Raw genomic sequence first — 18,436 nt, 5'->3', positions numbered from 1 at the left:
ATCATTAGTCATTTGTCCTTTGCAATGTCCAATGATTAATGATTAACCTTTGGCAAAACGTCGGACAGCGAATAAGCTTCCCATTAATCCTACAGCTGCACCGAAACTTAAGAGAATTAGGGGCAATAATAAAATTTGGGCTGGAGTGAGTTGCACTCCGTTGGTGATAGCTTGAATAAATTCAGGTTGATTGGCTAGCAACTTACCGAGAAACTGTTGAATCACAGAAATGAAACTCCAAGCGATCGCACCACCAACCAAACCGAAGGTAATCCCTTGTAAAATAAACGGGAGGTAAATCCAAGCTCTGGTTGCTCCTACTAGTTGCATAATTTCAATTTCCTGGCGTCGCGCCATGACAATCAGCCGAATTGTCGTAGTAGTCACTGCGATCGCTGTTAAAGTCAGAATAATCGTAATTGTTAAAGTAATCCAGTTTAGACCTTGGTGCAATTGGGCAATGCGTTTAACTGCTTCATCCACATACTGCACCGTCTCAACTCCCGGTAATTTGGCCAACTCCGTTGCTAAAGTTGGTACAACTTGAGAATTACGCGCCTTCACCTTTATCTCATCAACCAAAGGATTCTCACCTAGCTGCTGCGTAGCCCCCTCTATATCAGAAATTCTCATTTCCTTAACTAACTTAGTCCAAGCTTGTTCTTTGGTAATACTTTGTATCGCCGCCACCTCTGGCATTGTTGCGATGAGTGACTCCATGCTTTCGGCCCGCGTATCCGGTTCGAGATAAACTGAAACTTCTAGCTGACTACCAAACTGATAGAGAAGTTTTTCAACTTGCCAAGAGGTTTGCAAACTCAAGCCAAATAAAAACAGTAACACTGTTACAGTACTTACAGCTGCCCAATTCATCCAACCTCCCCGCAGTAAACCGAGGAAAGTTTCTTTTAGCAGGTAGTCAAGTTTCGTAAAAGATTTAAACACACATCACCTCGAAATTTGAATGAACTTATCGTGTTGACGTTAAGTTCAGCTTTTATGTATTTGCGTCAATAACATCACTATTTATAGTCAATAGTGCAAAATTTGCCAATACAACATCAGCCTTTCTACATTTCTACTTCCTTGCTGCTCCTTTGCTCCTGCTGTCTCGACGACTTACTTGCCCTTGTGCCATTCACTATAGATAGCCTCACTGTCGATCCCACAGTTATTAATAACAATTGGCTACCTGGTTTGCTTTCTAAGCAATTTTACTGTTTTTACAAGTGACTTTAAAAAAGGGAGAAAATAATTTGGTAGTTCTACGATGTTTAGTATCTAAGGAGAGGTGTAAATTTAAAGGAACAAACAAGATTGAGTGAAGGAATTTTAAATTATGAACTTCTTAACTAAAGCCAATTTTAATAATAACTTATTAAGCCAAATCCGATATCAACTTGAGTCCGTAGAAATACATGATTATCATCTAGCCAAACTATTGTGCAAATTAATTCCCTCCAATTGCCCTTTTGCAAGAACTGTTACAGTTTTCGGTCGGACTCTGTTCCAAATTCCACCTTTGTGTAAAATTAACCCCCTCTATGAACAAATAGTTGGTCTTCGTTTTAAGTGTTTATTATATTTAGTTAATGAATGTGGTGAGGATGCAAGAAAATATTGTTAAAGAATAGGTTTATTCCAATAAAAAATACATTGAATAAATCTTTTTAATAAAAAAATTGTATAAGAATCGTAGTTGTAATCAGAGGTAAGTCAGAAATTGGCGGCTTACCGCACGCTACCACTCCAAACGCAGAGAACACAAAAAGAGAAGAAATAGAGAGAATTCTTGCGTTAGTTTTGGGATATTTTTTTATTTGGAAGTTCCTAAAGATTTTTGGCTATATTTTAGTCATCTTCGCAGACGCACTCGCATTCGCTTAGAGTAGGTCAGACGCTTGTTCCAACGCTCGTTCCTTGCTAACGCTGCGCTATCGAGCTTTAGGAACCTCCGCAAAACACTGTCTCCCTGTATTTCAAAAATTAAATATGAGTCTTATAGAATAAAGATAGTAGGAATTTTCACCATCTAGCCATCAAGACTCATGCCTTCTGAAATTGCTGTAGAGAAAAAAAAGTTAAAAAATCCACCTTTGGAGCTTCATTATTTAGGCGATCGCGTCCTACGTCAAGCTGCAAAGCGAATTACAAAAGTAGATGACGAACTCCGCCAAATGGTGCGCCAAATGTTGCAAACTATGTATAGCAAAGATGGCATTGGTTTGGCTGCACCCCAAGTGGGAATTCACAAACAACTAATTGTCATCGACCTGGAACCAGAGAACGCAGCTAATCAACCTTTGGTGCTGATTAACCCTACCATTAAACAAGTAAGCCGCGACATCTCCGTAGCCCAAGAAGGATGCTTGAGTATCCCCAACGTATATCTAGACGTAAAGCGCCCTGAAGTCGTAGAAATTGCCTATAAAGACGAATACGGTCGTCCCCGGACATTAAAGGCTAATGACCTACTAGGACGCTGCATTCAGCACGAGATGGATCACCTGAACGGCGTGGTATTTGTAGACCGTGTGGAAAATTCCTTGACTTTAGCCCAGGAGCTATCTAAGAATGGCTTCTCGTATCAAGCGGTGAAACCAATAAAATAGGGGGCTAGTTGTGTATTTAACTCCAAAAAGCGGTTTATTCCTGGGTGGTTCTTGTGTAAGTGCGATCGCAGCTGTCGGTTCGATTTTTGAACTCAGTTACGGACGACCAGATTTTGGTTTCACAGCCACGGCGATTATCCTGGCATTGAGCATTCCACTCACAGGATTATTTTTCTTTGCCGCAGTGAAGGACGCAAGAGCTAACATGAAATAAGCATCAGGTACATAAAAAAGGTAAAAGGATGGAGTTAAAAGGCAAAATTCATTCTTTTACCTTTTATTTTTCCTCTCATCTTCTACCGCACCTAAAGCTTTCAGTGTTGCCTTCTGAGCTGCTGTTAAACCGATAGAGCCTGTAATCTCCATATCCTCGTATGGTTTGGGGATACTAAGAATTTTCAAACATTCACCAGTGTCTGGATTCCATATCCTCACGGTTTCGTCTTCACCACCACTAGCAAGGAATCGTCCATTGGGGCTGAAGACAACTGACCATATCCTTTTAGTATGTCCTTCCAGGGTTTTAAGGCATTTAGTAGTGTTCACATCCCAGATTTTCAGGGTATTGTCATCACCAGCACTGGCCAAAAGGTAGCTAACTTTATTAGTCTCACTGGTGATTGGATAACCTTGAGGACTGAAAGCAACGGCTCGGACTTTATCGCTGTGTTCCTTCAAAGAAGGTTCTAAAGGTTCTGGGTTGTCGTTGTTGCTAGCCTTCCATAATCTCACTGTATGGTCTTCACTGGCACTGGCTATCATTTGACCATCAGAACTGAATGTTACTGACCTTACCCAATTAGTATGTCCTTTCAAAGGTTCTAGAGATTGACCGCTACTAAGGTTCCACAATTTCACTGTATGATCTTCACTAGCACCAGCTAAAATATCACCCTTGGGACTAAAGGCTACAAACCATATTCGGTTAGTGTCTTCTAACAAAGTTTTGAAGCATTTACCAGTATTCACATCCCATAACTTTACTGTTTGGTCGTCACTAGCACTAGCTAAGATATTACCTTGAGGATTGAAGGCAATTGACCATACCCAATTAGTATGTCCCTTCAAAGTTTTGAAACATATACCAGTGTTAGCATCCCATAACCTGATAGTTTGGTCATCACTAGCACTAGCTAGGATTTGGCCATCGGGACTAAAGGCGACCGATCGCACTCCATTTGTATGACCCTTCAAAGTTTTAAGGCACTCACCAGTGTTTACATCCCATAGTCTAACTGTGTAGTCATCATTAGCACTGGCTAAGATTTGAGAATCGGGACTGAAAGCTACTGACCACACCCAATTAGTGTAACCCTTCAAAGTTCTTAAGCATCTACCGGTATCAGCATCCCACAGCTTTACTGTTTGGTCATCACTAGTACTGGCAATTGTCTGATTTTGGGGACTGAAAGCTACTGACCAGATTCTATCTGTGTGTCCAGGCAAAGTTTTTAGACACTGACCGGTGTTTACATCCCACAGTCTAACTGTTTGGTCATCACTACCACTAACTATCATGTCCCCTTCAGGACTATAGTCTACTGACCATACCCAATTAGTGTGACCTTCCAAAGTTTTCAGGCACTTTCCAGTGTTAGCATCCCACAGCTTTACCGTTTTGTCATCACTGGCACTGGCGATCGCATCACCTTGAGGACTGAAAGCTACTGACCAAATTCTATCTGTATGCCCTAACAATGTTTTTAGGCATTCACCACTCTGAACATCCCAAATTTTTACGGTTTGGTCTTTGCTACCAGTAACTAAAGTTGTACTATTGCGACTAAAAGCAACTGATCGTACTCCATTAATATGACCCGTCAAACTTTTGAGGCATTTACCACTCTTGACATCCCAAATTTTCACAGTTTGGTCTTCACTAGCACTAGCGATCGCCTCACCTTGAGAACTGAAATCTACTGACCAGATTCTATCTGTATGCCCTAAAAGTGTTTTTAGGCATTCACCGCTCTGAACGTCCCAGATTTTTACTGTTTGGTCTTCACTGCCGCTAATTAAAGTTGTACCATTGGCATCAAAAGCGATTGACCAAACTTTATTAGTATGTCCTTGAAAAAGCAAAAGTTGTTGACCAGTAGTAACTCGCCATAGGCGAATCTCACCGTTAGCATCTCCTGTAGCTAAAAGTTGGCCATCTCGACTAAATGTTACTGACAATACAGTGGCAAAGTTTTTAGCGAAGACAGACCGAGTGAGGTCGCTGTAAGCAAAATTGACCTTATGCAGATTTACGTTCTGTAGATAAGCTTGCCGAATAGCTAGATAGGAGAAGTCATAACCTGTTAAATCAGTCTGTAATTGACACAGTAAATTAAGAACATTACTGCCAGCATATCCAGGTTTGACAAAAAATTTGTCTCGTAGGGGTTCTAGAATTTGAATTAGCTTGTCTTCAATATTTCTTTGAATGATAAAAACACTCAGCAATCTTTTGATGATTGGCTTCAAAATCAGGCGAATTTGAATATCTCTAACATAATCTTTGATATTGGCTCCCATCAGAGCATGACTCATAAATAGTGCGATTTTACCTGTAGTAATTTCTTGACAAACTTGTTCAATTATGGTTTCTGTGATGTACTCCATAACCACAGGTTGCAGGGTGAACAGTGCTGTGCTTTTTTCAATAAGCGATCGCCTCCGTAGAGATTCTAGTGCCTCCAATAATTCTCTTTTTGCTAAGGGACGCACAATATCTTCTAACAATTCTTCTAGCACAACTGGCTCACGCTTAATTGCCAACCAGTAGATAATTTCTTTTTCTAGCTCTGAAGCGCGTTCAAACTGTTGGTCTAATAAATTACGAGTATCACCAAAAATTATTTCTCCTTCGGCTAAAAAGGCAGCAATATCCCCACCAAACAATTCTCGGATTGTCTCTGAGACTAGCTTTAAAGCCAATGGATTGCCTGAATAATTTTTAACTAGTTTCGCCCAGTTTTGCGATGACCCAGATAAGCCTTTATCTTTAAGAATTTCTTGCCCTTCTGTTTCTCCCACACCAGGTAATGATATTGTTCTGACTGGCGATGCTTTGCCTTCTAAAGGTGCAAATTCTTTCGGTTTTTCCCGACTAGTAATCACCAAGCAGCTTTTATGAGGTTCTTCCCCTATCCGTCTAAATAGTTGACCATAACCTTCATATCCTTCTTGATAGTATCCGGCGCGAACCTCCTGCGAAGAATCCACGCTCATGCCTGTTTGCAAAATTGTCTCTGCATTATCCAACACTATAAGACAACGCCGCTTTCGTAAATAATTAATCAGCAGCGTGACTCTACCATTTACGGTTTCTGGTAAATTCGTTTCTCGCTCATCAGATAGAAATCGGATCAGATTCGCTAACATCTCTTGGATAGGTGGAGCATTGCGAAGAGTTCGCCAAACTAAGTAATCAAAATTCTCTTGAACTTCATGTGCCAGTTTTACAGACAAAGCAGTTTTGCCAATTCCCCCCATGCCTAATAGTGCTACCAATCGACATTTATCGTTAACAATCCACTGCTTAAGATTAGATAGTTCTGTTCCCCGTCCGTAGAAGGCATCACGGATACTTGGTGCTTCGCCCCAATCTTGACGCTTGTTGGCAGCCGTTTCTATAGTCTGCAAAGATACTTGATATTCACTTTCAATAATTTGTTGTAACTTAGTGAGTTTACCCGGGCCACCCCCACTCACTTGGAATTTTTTGTAAACCTCGCTCAATCTTTTACGTACCGCTTCGGCGCTAACACGCAATTCTTCAGCGATCGCATTTGGCGATTTACCCTCAACAGCATATATAAATACCTCTAGCTCACTACTAGATAAGCAACGCTCTTGGGCTAAAGCCAAAAGAAAATCTTCGGAAATCTGACTCATACTCACATCAAGACAAACTATACTCCAATGTTACCTCACTAGGTGAGAAGATAATCTACTTAAAGTGACGCTTTAACTATTGTCTGGCAAGCAAAATACTTTATTTAGTCAATATTTCTTAAACAATTTCCTTAAGTTACTTGACTAAGTAACTAAGTTACTTTATATTGGTTTTAACCCAGGTAGCTTAAGTGATTTAGTGAGTTTGATGTTAACTTTCTCAAACTTAGTGAGGAAAATGTAAAGACAAAGGCTGGAACCAGCATCCAAAGTCTGTAGGAATTGCATTTTAGGGGTTGATGCGCGTAGTGGGCGTTTTGCATCATCACGAGCATTGAGCATCTAACTTTAATTTCATTCAAAATTAGCTTTGCAATCCACTAAAAATTTACTTTCACCATTTGTAAATACCGAAGCCACTGTTGTTGGTATTCAAACTTGATTCAGGTTTGATAGGACTACTGCGTGCTTTGACTAGCTATAAAGCAACGCAATTATTGACTCTTTTTTTAGGACAATCGAGGTAGTCCTAGCTGATGCTTAAATTCAATCAAAACAGGACAAAAAGTATGAAAATCAATCACAAAAATGATGAAAATCTACTATTCAAGTGGTTTTGCCGGGGACTCAAGTATTTTCTGCTGACTCTGCTTGGCTTGGCGATCGCGCTTGTACTATCTCATGTTTTTGGCGCTGTTTCAATAGTTGGGATGCTGTTATCCACAAATCTATGGATATGCTTTTTGAGGATAGCAGTATTTCTGTTTTGTCTATTTGCGATCGCCATGATTGTTGAGTCTTGGAGTTGATTCCTCATCCAATCATCAGCAACAAGATTGCAATTTTAGGTTTGTAGTGAAGTTTAGTCAACTTTCTTAAGTTAAGTACAAGTTAGCCCAAGACTTACCACTAGGAGATTGTATCATGTCAAGCAACAGCAACGGCTCTGGGGTAGGAGAAACACTTTCGCCGCTTTTAGTCATCTTAGTGGCAGGGTCAATCTCTTTGGCGATCGTTAACAAAGCTAATCATCCAGCATATTTTGACATTGTTAAAATAGCTATGGTCTACAGCTTTGGCTCAATCAAGTCCCAAGGAAAAACTAAATATTCTAATAACCAGGATGATGTAGATAAGGATGAGTTGAAATAGCAGACATGAGAACTATCTGTGAAAGCAGTAAAAAATCACTGTTTTTTACAGATAGCCTGCCAAAGGTGAGTTGCAGATTAAAATTTGCTTCTAAAATAGAAGAATGCTGTTAACTCCCACTCAACTACTGCGACTGTCTCAAGGACAACTTAACTTACTAGAAGCTTGTCCGCGTAAATTCCAACATACTTACCTAGAACAACTAAATTCACCCTCAAATCCAGAACAAGAAGAACGGCTAACTTTGGGTAGTCGCTTTCACTTGTTAATGCAGCAGCGAGAAATGGGTTTGCCTATTGATAGTTTCCTGCAAGCAGATGCTAAACTCCAAAGCTGGATGCTAGCTTTTGCTGATGCAGCCCCAGAAATTTTAACGTCTACATCTGATAATCAAATTTTCCGTGAGAGTGAACACTACCGAACTGTGCAAGTTCAGGATTATTTGCTAACGGTTGTATATGATTTACTGATTGCAGATAACCAACAAGCGCAAATTCTCGACTGGAAAACTTATCCTAAACCACCTAATAAACGCAAGTTAGAAGCTAACTGGCAAACACGGCTTTATCTGTATGTATTGGCAGAAACTAGCGACTATTTACCAGAAAATATTTCGATGACCTACTGGTTTGTCCAATCTGAGGGTAAACCGCAAAATATTAAGTTTAATTACAGTACTGTTCAACATACACAAATAGCAAAGAAACTTAATCAACTATTAACCCAGTTAACTATTTGGCTGGAAAATTACCAAAATAACCAGCAATTTCCTCAAGTGGTGGAGGGTAGCAAAACCTGTGATTATTGTCAGTTTGCTAAAAGGTGTTATCCTTACGGCGGTAAACTACACACCCAAGCTCCTGAAGAAGTAGTGAAAGACTCATTACCAAATTTTGATAGCATTCAAGAAGTCTCACTCTGATTTTATCTTTAGAATTGTGTTATTAAAAAAAATTTTTTATAGTTGTATTAATAAAAAGTCATTTTTGTAAATTTAAAGCATTTAAAAGCATTTTAATTAAAAGAACTACAGCAATATTATATAAGTTGTGGAAATTATCAAACCGCCTTCGCTATGAGAGGTTTTCGTCAAGGTGAAGCGTCTTGTAAAGAAGACGCCAAAGGGAAAAGAAGAGAATTTCATGAATGATTTAGGACTGCTATATATAAAAAAATCACAACTTCTAAATTTATGTCAAGCTCTGACGAAACTGAAGCGATTTATGTCCGCGAATTAGGAATTGATGACATTGCTCCCGTTTACCACTTGGGAGAAGAGTTATTTACCAGCGATTTATATCCTTATTTATACCGCACCTGGGATGAATGGGAGGTGATTGGACTTTACAATACCGATCCTGAATATTGCCTCGTGGCCGAAACCGCCGGGGAATTAGCAGGCTTCGTTTTGGGAACCATCATCACCAAAGCATCCTGGACTTACGGTTATATTTTATGGCTAGGAGTTAGCCCAAAGTTTCAGCGTCGGGGAGTAGCAGACAAGTTAGTTGATAAAGTCGTTGCCCGGATGATTGAAGATGGGGCGCGGTTTATGCTGGTAGACACTGACCCTACCAATACTTCAGCATTAAAGTTTTTTAACCGCAAAGGTTTTGGTAATATCCGCCAGCATATTTTCTTATCGATGAATTTAAGCAAGCATGAATATTATGGCAGATTGATTGATTACGAACACCAAAAAGCTGAAAGAGCCGGTTACAAGCGTTCGCGTCCAGCAATTCGTGCCCGTAAACCCGATAGCGTCGCCAATGAAGTAGTCCTTAATTCCCTAGTCAGTGAATCTCAAACGCCTGAAGATCAATCTCCAATCTAACAGTTAAAAGTTAATAATTAAAAGTTATAAATTAAAACTCTTAACTCCTAACTTCTCACTTCTAACTCCTAACTTTCTTTGTATGCCAGAACAACAGCAGTGGAATATAGCAGCAACAGAACAACCCCCGGAGTGGTTCATCCAAGCGGTGAAACAGCATACACCCGCATCCAGTGGAATATACGCAGCGCAATTGTTGTGGCAACGGGGAATTAAAGATCATCAACAATTAATAGCTTTTATTAACCACAAAGCTTATCAACCAGCAAGTCCCTTTGAGTTTGGGCAAGAAATGCACTTAGCGATCGCCCGGTTGCAACAAGCATATAATATCAAAGAAAAAATTGCCATTTGGGGAGATTTTGATGCTGATGGGATTACCGCTACATCTGTACTCTGGGATGGATTGGGGCAATTTTTTAAACAAAATACTCAGTTAATTTATTACATTCCCAATCGCCTGAAAGAATCTCACGGACTCAATAATCAAGGGATTGATAACCTCGCAAAACAAGGTTGCAAATTAATTGTTACTTGCGACACAGGCAGCACAAACATTGAGGAAATTATCTATGCCAAGCAACTAGGTATAGACGTAATAGTTACAGACCATCACACCTTACCCGTCGAACGTCCACCCGTTCCAGCAATTATTAATCCTCGTTATTTGCCCAAAGAACATCAACTGTTCAATCTGTCTGGGGTAGCGGTAGCTTATAAGTTAGTTGAAGCATTATATCAAAGTCTGCCTAATATTGCAAAAGATCCGTTAGAGGATTTATTAGATTTAGTAGCAGTAGGCTTAATTGCTGACTTAGTACAGTTAAGTGGAGATTGTCGCTATTTAGCACAAATGGGAATTCAACGACTGCAAGCAGATTTTCAACAGCCAGCAGCAGCGCGTCGGCGTCCGGGGGTGGGGCGATTATTAGAATTGTGTCAGAGAAGTGGCGATCGCCCCACAGATATTTCCTTTGGTTTGGGGCCAAGAATTAACGCCGTTAGTCGCATTCAAGGCGATGCTAGTTTTTGCGTTGAATTATTAACTAGTCGGGATGCCAAACGTTGTAACGAACTAGCCGAAGTTACAGAACTCGCAAACACCCGCCGCAAATCTTTGCAAAAAGATGTGCAAGCGCAAGTAGCACAAAAACTTACTCAATTAGACTTATCAACCACCAGCGTCATCGTCCTAGAAGATCCCCAATGGCCTGCGGGTGTCTTGGGCTTAGTTGCTGGACAAGTAGCACAAGAAACAGGTCGCCCGACTATTTTGTTAAGTACGGAAGGGAGTGGGGAATCGGGAGTAGGGAGTGGGGAAGAAGATTCCGCCCCTACTACCTTAGCAAGGGGTTCCGCTCGTTCGGTGAATTCAGTTGATTTATACCAACTGGTAAAAGACCAAGCACATTTGTTACATCGCTTTGGTGGACATCCCTTTGCAGCAGGTTTGAGTTTGTTGGTGGAGAATATTCCTTTATTTACAGCAGCGATTAATCAACAGTTACGGCAATCTTTAGGTAGTACAACCCTAACGCCAAGCGTGCAAGCAGACTTGACGGTAACAGTCGCAGACTTGGGAAAAGAGTTATTTTTGGAGATGAAACTGCTAGAACCTTGTGGAATGGGTAATCCTGTTCCGAAATTGCTAATTCAAAACTGCTGGTTTGAAAATTCTTGGCATCGTAATCAGCAGGATTGGCAAGGGAAAAAGGTACAGTATATTAAAACTGAGTTTGATATTCGGGATGATTCCAGCAGAAGTGCTTTTCCTGGCATATGGTGGGGGCACTACAAAGATGAATTGCCTATAGGAAGGTGTGATTGCATAGCAGAGCTAGACTATAACACCTTTAAAAAACGTTATGAAATCAGATTAATTGCCGTGCGTCCCAGTGTTAACTCAGCACTCAGCACTCGGAATTTACCACTCATCTTAGACTGGCGCAACTTTCCGACTCCCCACTCCCAAGTACAGACGCGATTAATCGCGTCTCTACCCACTCCCCCATTCTTGCTTGAAGATTGTCCTACAAACTGGGATGATTTACGTGCATGGTTGCGGCGATGTTTAACGATAAGTAGTTCGCAACAATTAGCGATCGCTTGGTCTAAACCCAACCTGCAACCACCCAATCAAATTTGGTTGACTCTTGTAGGAATTGCCAAATATCTTAGTCGCACAAATCAACTAGTTACCCGCGTCCAACTTTTAGAGAAAATCGGCATCACTGACCAAACCTTACTTCTAGGAATTAAAGCCTTAAAATATTTAGGGTTCACAGTTAAGCGACAAGACCGTTATTTGCAAATCACCTGGCATTCAAGCGATAGTGCAGAAAACTTGGCACAGGCAGCAGTAGAACGATTTTTAGCTGCTGTCAGAGAAGAACAATTTCAGCGACAGTATTTTGCTGAAGTTCCTTTATCTACTATTGTGGCGATCGCAAGTTCCGACAATTACATGGGTACAAACTTTTAACGATAAATACGTCAAGCCTCTATTCTGAAAAGGAAATATTAGAAAGATTCATCATCAGACAGAGGCTCAGGTGGTAGCAGGATGAGGGGATGAGGATTGTACGTAGTTGGAGGTTGGAAGTACAGCAAACGTACTCCTTTGGCTTCTAAGTTCTGTGGTTTTGTGTAGACATCGTAAGCTAAATCCACATACCAGGATTTAGATTTGTCTATTACTTTCGCCAAAGCATTATCAATGCGTTCAGCATAACCCTTTAATACTTCATCTTCTAAATTAAATAATAACTCTGAATCTGGAGCTTCTACCAACAGCCGCTCGTACTCAGCTTCAATTCTTGCAATTTCAGGAGCTACGTTTACTTGCATTGCTGCCTCCATCGATTGTGGCACATTCAATAGAGAAAACTGCGGGGGCAAGCCTGGTGTATCAACTTGCTCATCATAAAACTGATCGCTTTCACCTTCTTCAGCATTAACACAACCAGAAATGAAGATGTGACCTGTTGCATCAGTTTCTAGCAAGATACCGTTGATGTCACGAGTCACCCTAAAATGAAAAGCATCGCACCCTAGTTCCATTGCCAGTGCGGACAAACGAGGGCGACTAGCACCTTCTGCGCGCGCACAAAGCAGATCGACTGGCCAAGTCTTAACAATCGTCCACCCGCCCTCACCAGCAAAAAAGCCAACAATCCACCCACCCGTTCCATTAAAAAAGCATACAATTCCCAGTTCGCGTACAATTACTTCCCACAGATATTCATCCAGATTGCAAACAAGCTCAGGAGGCTGGGGAATACGCAGACAATCTGGCTCCTGTTCTAACAAGCGCGTCACTTCCTGTTCGATCACATCAAAATCGTCTGAACGAATACAAGTAGTATAATTCGCGTACCTAAAAAACATCTCAAACCTCCCTTACTAAAAACATAGTTTGGTTTTTTCACGCCGACTTACTCAAGTTGAAAGTACAATAACAATAGCCTGTCTGAAAAGTAAAAAAGCCCACGTAACGGTATCCTCTTAATAGAAAAAATCCCGTCGACCTCACATTTTAAAAAATAAAGCCTGTATTCATTACTGAATCAGGCTTTTGAGGCTATTTAAGACTTTTGCACAGAGAACTTCGGTTTAATTACTGAACAGTGAATCCTTCTGGTCTGATTGCATCTTCCAAATCAACCCCCATTAGGTTAATCCCCTGGATATTTGCATTTGTGAGATTTGTCTTTTCCAAGTCTGCGCCCTGTAAGTTAGCCGTTTGCAGATTTGCTCCCAATAGGTTGGCTTTCTCTAGGTCTGCATCAAATAGGTTTGCTCCCACAAGGTTTGCTCCCAAAAGGTTTACCTTACCTAAATCTGCTCCTTGAAAGTTTGCCCCTTGTAAATTTGTTTGCTGTAAGTTAGCCCTTTCTAAGTCTGCATTTTGTAAGTTAGCACCCTCCAAGTTTGCGGCTTGCAGATTTGCGTCCTTTAGCATTGCTCCAGTTAAATTACATCCGATACATTCATTGGTTTGTAATAAACGTCTAACGTTTTCTGCAACAGACACTATTGGCGATGTAACCGGAGATATTACTGGGGCAGTAACAGACTCTGTTGGCAATGTAACCGGAGATATTACTGGAGCTAGTTCAGATTCCGTAGGTATGGATGGTGTTAGTGTTTGAGCTTTAACTGCTTGCTGATCAAGGAGCGAAAATCCTATTACAAGTACCAGAAATACTGCTGTTACGATCCACTGAGTTAATTTTTTTGGATTTGGTTTATTCATTAGTTCCTTCCTATGATGATTCGTAGTGCTGGGCTTGCTTTTATAAGAGCCATCAATAATGTGCTTTATTCTCACTTTAGATAACTTGATTGATAACATCAAATATTATTTTGATTCTAATTGATAAATTCAAGTGATTAAAAAATCTTTTTAGATGGGAAGCGATCGCTGACTTTTTTGGTTACATCACAGAGATAGCACCCATCAATAATTTCGAGTTTTCAGATCGGGTGCAATCGCCTCATGCCTAATGAGAAAGCATTGCCAGACTAGGTAAAAGCCGATATGTTTCACTCTTAATTAAGATAGAGAGTCCCAAGTAAATTAAGACGAAGGGGAAGATTTTTCGACCGAAGCGAGTTAAAACGGGAGCCATGAGAGGATTACGAGTCAGGTTGTAAGACAGTAAGCACCACATCCCAACAGTGAAATAGCAAGCACAGAGAATTACACCCAAACTTGGAAGATTACTACTGGCAAACAATGGTACATAGATCCCAATGTTGTTTCCTCCATTGGCAATGGTGACAGCAGAAACGCGGTAGGTTTGCGGATCGCGGATGGTTGCTAATAGTGATTTCTTCTGGCGTCCAGATTTAACAGGAGAGGTTAAGTCAACTGACACAGCTTGCACTGTCTCTTCTTCTTCTCGACTGATAAGATTACTAATACCAATGGTGATGGGAAGCAAACCCAGCAAACCAATCCAGGTAGTTGGAATAATTAGACCGCCGAAGAAACCAGGGAGACTAGCGCATACTAAGGCTGTAAATCCCAGAAATTCACCAATAACAACATGCTTAGGACGAAAGCTGCGATTGACTTTTCCAAAGAAAGCTGTCAAATATAAATTGTCGTCAAAGGTGGTTGCAAAAGCGGCAGAGATTCCAATAATTAATGTACTAATTAACCAACTCATAATTGCTGCTCACGATATATTCAATGCTGTTTGTCCTAGTCCTTCTCTGCTCCTTGATGTCAGGGCAGTTCAGGATATTTTGTGACTGTTTTACCCAACGACAACCGATCGCCAGTTCCCCAGTTTTTAGAAGCTATCGCCTCTAATCAGATTGGTGATTTTTTTCTCAGCAAGGTACCTTGGGAGCTCATGAAGTCAATATTATGGCTTTCACCCAAATAAGAGCAAATACTCTTGTTTTTTAAAACGATAAATAAAAGTGATTCTTAAAGGAGGCAGATAGCGCAGCGTAAAGCCTTTGGCATGGCGACGCTACCGCGTAGCTTGCTTCCCCGTAGGGGTACGCTTAGAGCGAGTCCGCGAACGTCGGGCAGAAGGTTCTTTTCACTGATAGGATTCAAACCCCCCTTGATTTGGAGCGAGTTTGAGAAGTTTCTTTGCTCTTGCTCCTATTGAAGCAATGCTAAGTAGTTTTCTGTCGGTAAAGTTTAAGATATTCTTGACCGCTAGCGTTCAACATCGGTTAATATGACTAATCGCGTGGCTTCAGTTTTTAAATTTACAGTAATGTTTAATATTTAACTTGTAATTATGCTAACCAGTGTTGACCGTTTATTATTTGTCCGGCGAGTCCCAATTTTTAAGGAATTGCGGGATGATTTTATTGTGCGGCTCACTTCAGTAATGAACGAATTGTCATTTCCAGCTAATTACACAATTTTTCGCCAGGGAGAAGAAGGGCGATCGCTCTATATTGTCGTCTCAGGCCGAGTTAAAGTTCACATCGGAAATAAACAGTTGGCAGAGGTGGAACAGGGAAAATACTTCGGGGAGATGGCAGTATTTGATACTCAACCTCGTTCCGCCAGCGCAACGACTTTAGAACCTTGTGAGTTTTTAGAACTAACCCAAGAGCAGCTGTATGATGCGATCGAAGAAACTCCCGAAATTGCGGTGAATATCATTCGTGAGTTATCCCGTCTGATTCGCAAGTTGAATGACGATCTGAGTGTCACTTCTTTACGGAGTTAATGCTTTGATAGTTTTTAATTCACCCTACTGGGTTTTGTGCTTATATCCACGTTTCTATAGATGCTAGTTTTTGACATTCTCGAAGAAACTGCTGGGGAATTTCTCTACTTTCTCCCCAGTGCGAATGCACATAAGAAGCATAAACATTTGCAGGCAAACCCCATCCCTCGCATCCCATATTTTCCTCAGAGTCGTAGCGAGAAGTTTCAAATAGGGGCTGAGTAGGATTTAAGGTTAAATGGGAACGATGAAACTCATGTCCGTAAACAGTTGTACCTGCTTTGACTAATAGATTATCTTGCAAAGCTACTGCCCGACGATAGCCTAAAGTTAAACGCCCACCCATTACAGCAGATGTCGGTAAAACTCCCGCCATTGACCAAGATTTACCCTTAAAATCGATAATTTGCTCACATAAATACATTAATCCTCCGCATTCAGCGATCGCAGGCATTCCTTGAAGAATTGCTGTTTTCACTGCATCACGAACGCTAGTATTTTCTGCTAATTGCTGGGCAAAAACTTCTGGGAAACCTCCGCCAAAATACATTCCCTGTACATCTTTTGGTATTGCCGCATCTTCTAAGGGACTCCAGAAAACCAATTCGGCGCCAAGTTGTTGCAGCAAATCAAGATTGTCTTGATAGTAGAAATTAAAAGCGCGATCGCGGGCTACTGCAATCCTAACTGGGGATAAGGGAGATAGGGAGGATGAAGCAGAGGGAGAAAGGGGTTTTGATTTTAACAAGGGTAATAAGTGTTGCCAATCGAAGCAAGTATCTCCTAAATCGGCGAGACGATTAATTAAAGCGTTGAGTTCGGGAAGTTCTGCTGTGGGGACTAAACCCAAATGGCGATCGGGAATCGTGATGTTATCTTGACGGCGCAGTACGCCGAGAATCGGTAATTGTAAGGGTTCTAGAGAATCTTTGAGTAAAGAGAGATGGCGATCGCTCCCCACGCGGTTTAATACCACCCCAGCTATTTTCATTCGGGGATCAAAAGACCGATAGCCGTGAGCGATCGCAGCTACAGAACCAGATAAACGACTACAATCAATCACCAACAGTACAGGTAAATCTAAAAGCCGCGCGATGTGTGCCGTACTCGCAAAATCAGTAATTTGTCCTTTGTCATTAGTCATTAGTCCTTTGTTTTTGACAAATGACAAATGACTAGTGACTAATGACGAAATTCCATCAAATAACCCCATTACCCCTTCCACTAGGGCATATTCACTCATCTGACTATGATGGGCAAAACATTGTTGAACGTAGGCTTCGGAAGTCAATACTGGGTCTAAATTGCGGCAAGGACGACCAGTTACGTGTTGATGAAACATCGGATCGATATAGTCTGGGCCTACCTTGAAAGATTGCACCAGGCGATCGCGACGGCACAAAGATGCTAAAAGGGTGAGCGTAACTGTTGTCTTGCCCACCCCACTACGTTCTCCAGCAATGATTAAAGCCATAAATGAAACAAATGAGGTTTTTATACCAATTAAGAGAGTTAGGCTGAAAAAGATAGTCTAATAATATAGCTAGAGATTAGCCGACATCGGATAGTAATGAGCCATCAAAAGAGGAACGTTTTATGATCGTTGTTCATCATCTTAACAACTCGCGATCGCAGCGTGTGCTGTGGTTACTTGAGGAATTAGGTATCGAATACGAGATCAAATTCTATGAACGCGATGCAAAGACGATGCTAGCACCGGAGTCACTGCGCCAAGTCCATCCGCTTGGCAAGTCACCAGTAATCACAGATGCAGACCTCACCATCGCTGAGTCAGGGGCTATCATCGAATACCTCGTTAATTGCTACGGCAATGGTCGGTTAGTCCCAGCATCCGATACATCAGAGCATCTACGCTATACATATTGGCTGCATTACGCCGAAGGCTCTGCAATGCCACCTCTGGTAATGCGAGTAGTATTGAATAATTTCGGGGAAGGAGACAGTAGTGTTGTTAGTGGATTCGTCGCGCCTCAGATCAAACTTCACTTTGACTACATAGAAAGTGAACTTGGTAAAAGTACATGGTTTGTAGGGGAGGAATTTACCGCCGCCGATATCCAAATGAGCTTTCCTCTCGAAGTAGTCGCTATGCTCCCCGAAGAGGTGGAGAGCCGACCAAAGATCAAAGAATTTGTCGATCGCATTCATGCGCGACCTGCTTATAAACGTGCGCTTGAGCGTGGAGGCAGATATGACTATATCACCAAAACGCCATAAATCGCCGTCTGTATAATAATTTCTTTGTAGAGGCGGCGATTTATGGCGTCTCTTGCTCTTGCCTTAACTTCTAACAAAAACAAGAGTGAGCAACTATTTGCTCACTCTTGTTTTTGTTATTGTGTAAATATGATGTGTTTAATATAAGTAAAATACCAAATTATTTCTAAATAATTTATACTGCAAAGTTTTAAAATAATTAATTTTAGCCAGAACAGCAAGCGATATCTGTAGTGGGCTGCGCCAGCACTATGACTCTTGTTACATCATTAAGGTGTTTAATTTTTACAAGTCGATGTATCTAATACTAATTTGAAAAAAGAATATGACAAATAGACCACTTGTAGAGACGTGATGAATCGCCTCTTGACCCAAGCATAGGTTGCAATCATTAATTGAAATGGTAAGAGGCGCAGGGCAATACATCAAAGATGCAGCCTGGGTAGGGGGCAATAACTCTAAGGCAAAAGACGCGATAAATCAGGTCTTTGGTATCTAGTCCAAAAAACCAA

General features: G+C 41.1%; 16 protein-coding genes. 10 read left to right on the top strand and 6 right to left on the bottom strand.

Features of this window, described 5'->3' with window-relative positions; genetic code table 11:
• Positions 1 to 42: 42 nt before the first annotated feature.
• Entirely contained in the window at positions 43 to 945 is a 903-nt protein-coding gene (locus RMY00_RS16325; RefSeq protein ID WP_322648539.1) for an ABC transporter permease, read from the bottom strand.
• Between the two features lie 394 nt (positions 946 to 1,339).
• Between RMY00_RS16325 and RMY00_RS16320 the strand changes: the two genes are divergently transcribed.
• From RMY00_RS16320 to RMY00_RS16310, 3 genes are all read left to right on the top strand, one after another.
• The gene (locus RMY00_RS16320) at positions 1,340 to 1,627 is read left to right on the top strand and encodes a Mo-dependent nitrogenase C-terminal domain-containing protein (RefSeq protein WP_322648538.1); all 288 of its coding nucleotides are present in this window, start codon (positions 1,340 to 1,342) and stop codon (positions 1,625 to 1,627) included.
• A 421-nt stretch (positions 1,628 to 2,048) separates the two neighbouring features.
• Positions 2,049 to 2,612, top strand: coding sequence for a peptide deformylase (gene def / locus RMY00_RS16315; protein WP_322648537.1), 564 nt, complete (start codon positions 2,049 to 2,051; stop codon positions 2,610 to 2,612).
• 10 nt (positions 2,613 to 2,622) lie between these two features.
• The gene (locus RMY00_RS16310) at positions 2,623 to 2,826 is read left to right on the top strand and encodes a hypothetical protein (protein ID WP_109011114.1); all 204 of its coding nucleotides are present in this window, start codon (positions 2,623 to 2,625) and stop codon (positions 2,824 to 2,826) included.
• 56 nt (positions 2,827 to 2,882) lie between these two features.
• Here RMY00_RS16310 and RMY00_RS16305 read toward each other — a convergent pair whose 3' ends face one another.
• Complete coding sequence (locus RMY00_RS16305; protein ID WP_322648536.1) at positions 2,883 to 6,494, bottom strand: NB-ARC domain-containing protein; 3,612 nt, start codon at positions 6,492 to 6,494, stop codon at positions 2,883 to 2,885.
• A 569-nt stretch (positions 6,495 to 7,063) separates the two neighbouring features.
• Here RMY00_RS16305 and RMY00_RS16300 point away from each other — a divergent pair.
• The 5 genes from RMY00_RS16300 to recJ all read left to right on the top strand — a co-directional run bounded on the left by RMY00_RS16300 (position 7,064) and on the right by recJ (position 11,962).
• The gene (locus RMY00_RS16300; RefSeq protein WP_322648535.1) at positions 7,064 to 7,303 is read left to right on the top strand and encodes a hypothetical protein; all 240 of its coding nucleotides are present in this window, start codon (positions 7,064 to 7,066) and stop codon (positions 7,301 to 7,303) included.
• A gap of 115 nt (positions 7,304 to 7,418) precedes the next feature.
• Positions 7,419 to 7,646 carry a hypothetical protein gene (locus tag RMY00_RS16295; RefSeq protein WP_322648534.1) on the top strand — a complete coding sequence of 76 codons (228 nt, stop codon included), beginning with the start codon at positions 7,419 to 7,421 and terminating at the stop codon, positions 7,644 to 7,646.
• Between the two features lie 103 nt (positions 7,647 to 7,749).
• Entirely contained in the window at positions 7,750 to 8,568 is an 819-nt protein-coding gene (locus RMY00_RS16290) for a PD-(D/E)XK nuclease family protein (RefSeq protein ID WP_322648533.1), read from the top strand.
• Positions 8,569 to 8,838: 270 nt separating this feature from the next.
• Positions 8,839 to 9,480, top strand: coding sequence for a GNAT family N-acetyltransferase (locus RMY00_RS16285; protein WP_322648532.1), 642 nt, complete (start codon positions 8,839 to 8,841; stop codon positions 9,478 to 9,480).
• An 82-nt stretch (positions 9,481 to 9,562) separates the two neighbouring features.
• Positions 9,563 to 11,962, top strand: coding sequence for a single-stranded-DNA-specific exonuclease RecJ (gene recJ / locus RMY00_RS16280; protein ID WP_322648531.1), 2,400 nt, complete (start codon positions 9,563 to 9,565; stop codon positions 11,960 to 11,962).
• Between the two features lie 38 nt (positions 11,963 to 12,000).
• Here recJ and RMY00_RS16275 read toward each other — a convergent pair whose 3' ends face one another.
• The 3 genes from RMY00_RS16275 to RMY00_RS16265 form a co-directional block, all read right to left on the bottom strand.
• On the bottom strand, positions 12,001 to 12,867 hold the full coding sequence (locus RMY00_RS16275; protein ID WP_322648530.1) for a hypothetical protein: 867 nt from the start codon (positions 12,865 to 12,867) through the stop codon (positions 12,001 to 12,003).
• A gap of 229 nt (positions 12,868 to 13,096) precedes the next feature.
• Positions 13,097 to 13,735, bottom strand: a complete 639-nt coding sequence (locus tag RMY00_RS16270) for a pentapeptide repeat-containing protein (RefSeq protein WP_322648529.1) — start codon at positions 13,733 to 13,735, stop codon at positions 13,097 to 13,099.
• Between the two features lie 247 nt (positions 13,736 to 13,982).
• Positions 13,983 to 14,654: a cadmium resistance transporter gene (locus tag RMY00_RS16265; protein WP_322648528.1), complete on the bottom strand. Its 672-nt coding sequence runs from the start codon at positions 14,652 to 14,654 to the stop codon at positions 13,983 to 13,985.
• A gap of 591 nt (positions 14,655 to 15,245) precedes the next feature.
• On the opposite strand from RMY00_RS16265, the gene RMY00_RS16260 reads away from it, so the two are divergent.
• Positions 15,246 to 15,686, top strand: a complete 441-nt coding sequence (locus RMY00_RS16260) for a Crp/Fnr family transcriptional regulator (RefSeq protein ID WP_229553802.1) — start codon at positions 15,246 to 15,248, stop codon at positions 15,684 to 15,686.
• A 40-nt stretch (positions 15,687 to 15,726) separates the two neighbouring features.
• Here RMY00_RS16260 and RMY00_RS16255 read toward each other — a convergent pair whose 3' ends face one another.
• Positions 15,727 to 17,160 carry a cobyrinate a,c-diamide synthase gene (locus tag RMY00_RS16255; RefSeq protein ID WP_322648527.1) on the bottom strand — a complete coding sequence of 478 codons (1,434 nt, stop codon included), beginning with the start codon at positions 17,158 to 17,160 and terminating at the stop codon, positions 15,727 to 15,729.
• A 122-nt stretch (positions 17,161 to 17,282) separates the two neighbouring features.
• On the opposite strand from RMY00_RS16255, the gene RMY00_RS16250 reads away from it, so the two are divergent.
• Positions 17,283 to 17,924 (top strand): glutathione S-transferase, encoded by a 642-nt coding sequence (locus RMY00_RS16250; protein WP_322648526.1) that lies wholly within the window; start codon positions 17,283 to 17,285, stop codon positions 17,922 to 17,924.
• Positions 17,925 to 18,436 lie beyond the last annotated feature (512 nt).

The organism is Nostoc sp. ChiVER01 (assembly GCF_034531155.1).
In the GTDB taxonomy this organism is placed as follows: Bacteria; Cyanobacteriota; Cyanobacteriia; order Cyanobacteriales; family Nostocaceae; genus Nostoc.
Note: the sequence above shows the minus strand (reverse complement) of the source record. Positions and strands in the feature narration are given on the sequence as shown.

What these genes read in the sequence shown, in the direction of transcription:
- RMY00_RS16265 (WP_322648528.1), bottom strand. Translation starts at nt 14,654, where the DNA reads ATGAGTTGGTTAATTAGTACATTAATTATTGGAATCTCTGCCGCTTTT.
- def (WP_322648537.1), top strand. Translation starts at nt 2,049, where the DNA reads ATGCCTTCTGAAATTGCTGTAGAGAAAAAAAAGTTAAAAAATCCACCT.
- RMY00_RS16290 (WP_322648533.1), top strand. Translation starts at nt 7,750, where the DNA reads ATGCTGTTAACTCCCACTCAACTACTGCGACTGTCTCAAGGACAACTT.
- RMY00_RS16275 (WP_322648530.1), bottom strand. Translation starts at nt 12,867, where the DNA reads ATGTTTTTTAGGTACGCGAATTATACTACTTGTATTCGTTCAGACGAT.
- RMY00_RS16305 (WP_322648536.1), bottom strand. Translation starts at nt 6,494, where the DNA reads ATGAGTCAGATTTCCGAAGATTTTCTTTTGGCTTTAGCCCAAGAGCGT.
- RMY00_RS16270 (WP_322648529.1), bottom strand. Translation starts at nt 13,735, where the DNA reads ATGAATAAACCAAATCCAAAAAAATTAACTCAGTGGATCGTAACAGCA.
- RMY00_RS16320 (WP_322648538.1), top strand. Translation starts at nt 1,340, where the DNA reads ATGAACTTCTTAACTAAAGCCAATTTTAATAATAACTTATTAAGCCAA.
- RMY00_RS16260 (WP_229553802.1), top strand. Translation starts at nt 15,246, where the DNA reads ATGCTAACCAGTGTTGACCGTTTATTATTTGTCCGGCGAGTCCCAATT.
- RMY00_RS16250 (WP_322648526.1), top strand. Translation starts at nt 17,283, where the DNA reads ATGATCGTTGTTCATCATCTTAACAACTCGCGATCGCAGCGTGTGCTG.
- RMY00_RS16295 (WP_322648534.1), top strand. Translation starts at nt 7,419, where the DNA reads ATGTCAAGCAACAGCAACGGCTCTGGGGTAGGAGAAACACTTTCGCCG.
- RMY00_RS16285 (WP_322648532.1), top strand. Translation starts at nt 8,839, where the DNA reads ATGTCAAGCTCTGACGAAACTGAAGCGATTTATGTCCGCGAATTAGGA.
- RMY00_RS16300 (WP_322648535.1), top strand. Translation starts at nt 7,064, where the DNA reads ATGAAAATCAATCACAAAAATGATGAAAATCTACTATTCAAGTGGTTT.
- recJ (WP_322648531.1), top strand. Translation starts at nt 9,563, where the DNA reads ATGCCAGAACAACAGCAGTGGAATATAGCAGCAACAGAACAACCCCCG.
- RMY00_RS16255 (WP_322648527.1), bottom strand. Translation starts at nt 17,160, where the DNA reads ATGGCTTTAATCATTGCTGGAGAACGTAGTGGGGTGGGCAAGACAACA.